Origin of the sequence: Paraburkholderia bannensis (assembly GCF_014200455.1) — a bacterium.
GTDB classification, from domain to species: Bacteria; Pseudomonadota; Gammaproteobacteria; order Burkholderiales; family Burkholderiaceae; genus Paraburkholderia; species Paraburkholderia bannensis_A.
The window spans coordinates 495,295-501,810 of the sequence record NZ_JACHBW010000003.1; the positions used below are offsets into that span (position 1 = coordinate 495,295).

General features: G+C 63.1%; 6 protein-coding genes and 1 pseudogene. 1 reads left to right on the plus strand and 6 read right to left on the minus strand.

Going from position 1 to position 6,516, the window contains the following annotated elements:
• Nucleotides 1-72 precede the first annotated feature (72 nt).
• Nucleotides 73-1,206 carry a tyrosine-type recombinase/integrase gene (locus tag F4827_RS07925; protein WP_183723392.1) on the minus strand — a complete coding sequence of 378 codons (1,134 nt, stop codon included), beginning with the start codon at nucleotides 1,204-1,206 and terminating at the stop codon, nucleotides 73-75.
• 163 nt (nucleotides 1,207-1,369) lie between these two features.
• Here F4827_RS07925 and F4827_RS07930 point away from each other — a divergent pair, with 163 nt between their 5' ends.
• Complete coding sequence (locus F4827_RS07930) at nucleotides 1,370-2,335, plus strand: DNA-binding protein (protein WP_183723393.1); 966 nt, start codon at nucleotides 1,370-1,372, stop codon at nucleotides 2,333-2,335.
• Nucleotides 2,336-2,372: 37 nt separating this feature from the next.
• Here the strand turns inward: F4827_RS07930 and F4827_RS07935 are convergent, their stop codons facing one another.
• From F4827_RS07935 to F4827_RS07955, 5 genes and pseudogenes are all read right to left on the minus strand, one after another.
• Nucleotides 2,373-2,930: a hypothetical protein gene (locus F4827_RS07935; RefSeq protein ID WP_183723394.1), complete on the minus strand. Its 558-nt coding sequence runs from the start codon at nucleotides 2,928-2,930 to the stop codon at nucleotides 2,373-2,375.
• A 75-nt stretch (nucleotides 2,931-3,005) separates the two neighbouring features.
• Nucleotides 3,006-4,343 carry a 30S ribosomal protein S12 methylthiotransferase RimO gene (rimO, locus tag F4827_RS07940; protein WP_221303629.1) on the minus strand — a complete coding sequence of 446 codons (1,338 nt, stop codon included), beginning with the start codon at nucleotides 4,341-4,343 and terminating at the stop codon, nucleotides 3,006-3,008.
• 324 nt (nucleotides 4,344-4,667) lie between these two features.
• Nucleotides 4,668-5,300, minus strand: a complete 633-nt coding sequence (gene phaR / locus F4827_RS07945; RefSeq protein ID WP_183723396.1) for a polyhydroxyalkanoate synthesis repressor PhaR — start codon at nucleotides 5,298-5,300, stop codon at nucleotides 4,668-4,670.
• A 151-nt stretch (nucleotides 5,301-5,451) separates the two neighbouring features.
• Nucleotides 5,452-6,192: a 3-ketoacyl-ACP reductase gene (locus F4827_RS07950; protein ID WP_183723397.1), complete on the minus strand. Its 741-nt coding sequence runs from the start codon at nucleotides 6,190-6,192 to the stop codon at nucleotides 5,452-5,454.
• Nucleotides 6,193-6,361: 169 nt separating this feature from the next.
• Nucleotides 6,362-6,516, minus strand: a pseudogene (locus tag F4827_RS07955) (acetyl-CoA C-acetyltransferase); the annotation flags it as partial.

The window sequence follows — 6,516 nt, forward strand, 5'->3', positions numbered from 1 at the left end:
AACACCGGCGCTGCTGTGTATCACTCAGGCAGATCACTCAGGCGGACCACTCAGCCGGACCACTCGGGCAGATCACGACGAAGGCGCTTTGCGCACGGTCTGGGCGTGGCGCGCATCGTCGTCGGCGTGCAGATAGAGGCCGGTCGTTTCGATCGACGCGTGACGCAGATTCTTCTGGATATAGCGCAGGTCCGTGCCGGCGTCGGCCTGATGGGTCGCTGCGGTGTGGCGCAGCCAGTGCGTCGAGGCGCGGCGCAGCGTGGCAGCGCCCGCGGGATCATGTGCGTCAAGCGTATCGGCGATGCGGCGGAATACCGTCTTCACGATCAGATAGACCGCAGTGGACGTGAGCGGCCCCGCATCGCCGCCCGCCACGCCCAGCACGACTGGGCGCGCCTCGCCGGGTGCGGGCGTTTGCGGCAAGCCGTGAAACGCGCGATAACGGGCGAAATCGGCCATCAACTCATCGCTCACGGGCACATCGCCTTCCACGCCGCCCTTGCCGACCACGCGCAGCCACCAACGGCCGCGGCGGCGCTCGAAGTCGCCTGCGCGAGCCTGTGCGGCTTCGCTGGCGCGTAATGCCGTGAGGTACAGGAAGCGCATGAGCCAGCGGCAGCGCTCGTAGTGCTGGCGCTCGCGCGGCGTGTCCTGCGGGAACGCATCGACGCCGTCGAGCACCTGTTGCCAGAGCGTCTGGTCGAGATAGCGTTCGACGCGGCGGCTGCGCGGCGCTTGCGGCGCGCGAGCCCGGCGTAGCGCGAGCGGGTTGCCTGCGAGATAGCCCGCCGCCACCAGATAGCCGAACAGCCCACCGAGAATGCCCATCGCCTGCCGACGGCTGCGCGGCGCGAGCGGTCCCTCGAATAGCCGGCGCTCGCGGCCCTTGCGCGGCCTTGCCGGATCGACCCAATCGCCATTCGGCGCGGCCAGGAACTGCTCGTAGAGCGCGAAGTCTTCGCGCGTGAGGCTCGACAGTGGCTTGTTTAGCGTGCGCGTGGCCCACAGCATCAGCCGCACCGCCTCCTTCCGATAACTGCGCAGCGTATGCGGAGAATTGACGTATTCGGCGAGCCAGAGCCGCACGGCGTCTATGTCGTCGCGCGCGGCGGTCTGCGCTACCCCGCTGCGTGCGCGGTTCGTGCCATTTCGGCCGTCGAGCGCGGGCGGCAAAGCGGGAAGCAAGGCAATGGCGTCTTCGGGCATCAATCTGGGAGCGGTTTCGGGCTGTGCGGGAATCGTATCGCAGCTTTACTTTCGATTATAGGTGTTATCGTAAATTTCCGGATTTTTTATGTACTTTTATAACGTTATACGATGATATACAGTATGATTTGAGACTTCTGCCTTTTCCGCACCTCGAAAAACCATGTCACGTATCAGCGATACCCGTTTGCGTACGCGCGAAACCGCATCTCGGCTGGTCGCGGCCGGAAAACGGCCGCACGAGCTGACCGTCGATCTGATTTACGCGGAAATCCGCCAGGGCAGCCGCACGACGATCAACGACGAACTCAAGCAATGGAAAGACGAGAAAACGCGCAGCGACGCCCTTGCCTCGCAATTGCCGCCCGCCGTTGCGGACGCAATGCTCGGCATCTGGGCCGTCGCCGTGGAGCACGGGGAAAAAGTCTATGACGCGCGCGTAGCGGAACTGGAACAGGCCACGGCGCACGCTGAATCACGCGCGGCCGAAGCCCTGGAAGCGCGTGCCGCCGCGGAAGAAACCTTGCGCTTGCGTGAAGTAGAACTGGGCGCACTGGGCGAGCAGATCGCGGTGCTGAAACAGCAACTGGATGCCGCCAACGCGCGCGCCGAAGAAACGCGCATACGCGCCGAAACGCTCGAAGCACAGCGCAACACGGAACGCGAAATCGCCGATACCCGGCTGCGCGAGCTAGGAACGGAGCACGAGAAAGCCATCGCCGCGCTGCGCGCGTCGCTGGAAACGCGCGATGCGGCCTTTCAGTCCGAACTGGACAAGGCGACGCAGCGCATGGAAGGCGTGCAGAAGCACATGATGCAGCAGATCAGCGAGGCTCGCGAAGAGCGTCGGCGCGCGGATGTGCTCGCCACGTCGCTTCAGCAGCGCAATGAGACGTTGCTAGGCGAACTTGGCGCGGCGCGCGTCACGCAAGCGAGTCAGGAAGACGCCTTGCGTGCGGCGCAGCGGGAGAACGCGGCTTTGGCAAGGGAACGCGCCGAATGGCAGCGCGAGCGCGAATCGCTGGAAAGCAGACTGATCGCGATCCGCAATCGCTCGCGTGCGAAGTTGAAGCGTGTTGCAGTGGCCGCGCCTGGCCGCGCGCGCGGGCTGCCAGCGCAGAAAGAATAATGGCTTCGGGCGCATCGCGCGCCTGAAGTCCGGCTGCTTAATCGCCGGTCACAACGTTACCGACGCCGCCCACGGCGTTGCCGCTCTTTGGCGTGGGCGCAGGCGCCGCAAGCGCACCAGCCGCCATCGGCTTGAGTTCAAACGGCACCGGATTCGAATCATCCACTTCCATACGATCGCCAGAGATCGAGCCATCGGCGGCGAACGTGCCCACCCAGTTTCCGGTGATGCGCGTGCCGTCGTTGGACTCCTCGGCTTCCAGCGTCGCGCCCGAGCGGTCGCCCGCGATCAGGATCACTTCCCCCGTATCGCTGAACTGGTACTCGCCGTGCACGCCGCCCGCATCGTCAGGATCGGTCTTCGCGCCCAGTCGCATCACGATCTTGCGTTTGCCGAGCGTACCCGCGTATTGCGGGAGCTTCGCGAAATCGGGATTCGGTTTGAGCGACGAATGCACCTCGGGCGCGCTGGCCACGGCGTTCGTCGCTTGATTACCTTGATTGCCGCCGACAGCGCAGGCCGCGAGCGGCAACGCAACCGCCACCGCCGCAAACCAGCTGAAGCGACGCGCGGCTTTCGGGCTTGAAACTTCCATCGGGTTCCTCTGATCGCATGGCCTCGCCGTAAGCGAGGATTTCAGGCGTGGCGGACAACGTTGCCGTCACGTCGCTCAGACCTCGCCCCACAGATCGTGACCGTCTGCGCCGGTGATCTTCACCGAAACGAAATCGCCCACCTTGTAACGCTTCGACGCCTTGGTCGCCGGCGCGACATAGACCACGCCGTCGATTTCCGGCGCGTCCGCCGCCGTACGGCCGACGCCGCCATCGGGATTGATCTCGTCGATCAGCACTTTGAGCGTCTTGCCGACCTTGCGCTGCATGCGCTTCGCCGATACTTCCTCGGCCACTTCCATGAAGCGCGCGCGGCGCTCCTCACGCACGTCGTCCGGCAGCGCGCCGTCCAGTTCGTTGGCGCTCGCGCCTTCGACCGGCGAGTAGGCAAAGCAGCCCACGCGATCCAGATCGGCTTCGCGGATGAAGTCGAGCAGCGTTTCGAACTGCTCTTCCGTTTCGCCCGGGAAACCCGCAATGAAGGTGCTGCGGATCGTCAGATCCGGGCACATCTCGCGCCACGCCTTCACACGCTCCATGACTTTTTCCGCGTTCGCGGGACGCTTCATGCGCTTGAGCACTTCGGGGTGCGCGTGCTGGAACGGCACATCCAGATAGGGCAGGATGTGGCCCTTGTACGGACCTTCGGCCATCAGAGGAATGACTTCGTCGACGCTCGGGTACGGGTAGACGTAGTGCAGACGCACCCAGGCGCCGTACTGCGCGGCCAGTTCGCCCAGCGCCTCGACCAGATCCGTCATGCGCGTCTTGATCGGCTTGCCGTTCCAGAAACCCGTGCGGTACTTGACGTCCACGCCGTACGCGCTGGTGTCCTGCGAAATCACCAGCAGTTCCTTCACGCCCGATTTGAAGAGGTTTTCCGCTTCGAGCATCACTTCCGCGACCGGGCGCGAAACCAGATCGCCGCGCATCGACGGGATGATGCAGAACGTGCAGCGGTGGTTACAGCCTTCGGAAATCTTCAGATACGCATAGTGACGCGGCGTGAGCTTGATGCCCGCCGGCGGCACGAGATCGACGAACGGATCGTGCGGCTTGGGCAGATGGCTGTGCACCGCCTGCATCACTTCCCCCAAGGCATGCGGGCCGGTCACGGCCAGCACCTTGGGATGCACTTCCTCGATCAGATTCGAGCCGCTCGCGCTCGCCTTCTTGCCCAGACAGCCGGTGACGATCACCTTGCCGTTTTCGGAGAGTGCCTCGCCGATGGCGTCGAGGCTTTCCTGCACGGCTTCATCGATAAAACCGCAGGTATTGACCACGACCAGATCGGCGCCGTCGTACGAACCCGAGATTTCGTAACCTTCCGCGCGCAGCTGGGTAATGATCTGCTCGGAATCGACTAGCGCCTTCGGGCAGCCGAGGGAAACCATCCCGACGCGCGGCGCGGGATTGCGGGAGGTGGTTGATTCAACTGGGTTTTTCACGTGTACGTCCGGATGTGGGGCGCAAGGCGTTCGTTGCGCCGCGCAGATTCAAGCCAATCCGCCATTTTACCCATTTGGCGTAGGGAGAGGGGCGACGTGGGTGGGAAGCGACGGTGAGCCTGAGGGTCGGACGCGATGTCCAGTCTGCGCGACTTGAGTATTTGTTCTGCGCCGACGCACTTTGTATGCGCCCCAAAAAACAAAAAGCGGCCACCGGCGCGTGGGCTGCCGCGCCTTGCCGCTTCTTTTCCCTGCCTGAACCGCTGTGAATTACTTCTTCTCTTCCTCGTCGCTCGCGTTTTCGTTCGCGTTTTCGTTCGTACCCTGCGCCGAAGCCGCGGGTGCCGCCGGCGACACCGGCGAAACCGGCTTGAACGGGAAACTGCTGAACATGTTCTTCGCCTGATTCTGCATCTGCTCCTGCATCTGCACGAACATGTTCTTCGACTGCTCGATGTAGCTGGTCATCATGCCCTGCATCATCGGCGCCTGCATGTTCATGAACTGCGACCAGACTTCGGGGTTCATCGCATTACCTTCGTAGAGGCCCTTCGACTGGTCCGCGAGTTTGTTCTGGATGTCGATGAACGCCTGGATGTTCTTTTCCAGGTAAGTGCCCATCATGCCTTGCATCGCATGGCCATAGAAACGGATGATCTGCGACAGCATCGACGACGAGAACATCGGCAGACCGCCGCCCTCTTCCTCGAGGATGATCTGCAGCAGGATGCTGCGCGTCAGATCCTCGTTGGTCTTCGCGTCGATGACCTTGAACTCCTCCTGATCGAGCACGAGTTGCTTCACATCGGTCAGCGTGATGTAGGTGCTCGTCTCCGTGTCGTACAGCCGACGGTTCGGATATTTCTTGATCAGTCGTTCGGCGGTTTTCTTTGTAGTCGTCATATGTCGCCCTTGTATATGCGCCAACGCGCGAAGGCCAATGCCATCGCGCGTCGTCTAGCCCGGAAGCGGCCTGCCCCGGCGTGCAAACAGGCCCGCTACCGCCGTCGTCGATCCCGCTCTTGCCGCGCGCCAACACGCGCGACGGGTGGGATCAGCCCATGTGCAACCCGCCGTTGAGCGAGAAGTCAGCACCGGTTGCGAAACCCGACTCTTCCGAGGCGAGCCACGCGACGATCGAGGCGATTTCCTCTGGCGCGCCCAGGCGGCGCACGGGAATCGTCGCGACGATCTTTTCGAGTACGTCGGGGCGGATCGACTTCACCATGTCCGTGCCGATATAGCCCGGCGACACCGTGTTGACCGTCACGCCCTTGGTAGCCACTTCCTGCGCGAGCGCCATCGTGAAGCCGTGAATGCCGGCCTTGGCGGTCGAGTAGTTGGTCTGGCCGAACTGGCCCTTCTGGCCGTTCACCGACGAAATATTGATGACGCGACCAAAGCCACGCTCGACCATGCCGTCGATCACCTGCTTGGTGACGTTGAACAGGCTGGTCAGGTTCGTGTCGATCACCGCCGTCCAGTCTTCGTGCGTCATTTTGCGGAACACGCCGTCACGCGTGATGCCGGCGTTATTGACGAGCACGTCGACTTCACCGACTTCGGCCTTGACCTTGTCGAACGCCTGGCGCGTCGACTCCCAGTCGCCCACGTTGCCTTCCGAGGCGATGAAATCGAAGCCCAGCGCTTTCTGTTCTTCCAGCCACTTTACGCGACGCGGCGAGTTCGGGCCGCAGCCCGCGACGACCTTGAAGCCCTGCTTTTCGAGGCGCTGGCAGATAGCCGTTCCGATGCCGCCCATACCGCCCGTTACATACGCAATACGCTGTGACATAAACCACACTCCATTATCGTTTTCCGGAGCGCCGATCGACGGCTCCGGCCTCGCCTTTCGCCTGCTGCTCCTGATCTCGCCTGGCGCTCATCTGGTGCATGCGCAGCCTGTGCGCATGCTATCAAATTAATGCCAGATCACAACCATGCCGAACGGCTTAGTTCCGCGCTTATACGCGTTCCAGCGCCAGCGCCACGCCCATGCCGCCGCCGATACACAGCGACGCCAGGCCGCGCTTCGCGTCGCGCCGCTGCATTTCGTGCAGCAGCGTCACCAGAATGCGGCAGCCCGAGGCGCCGATCGGATGGCCGATCGCAATCGCAC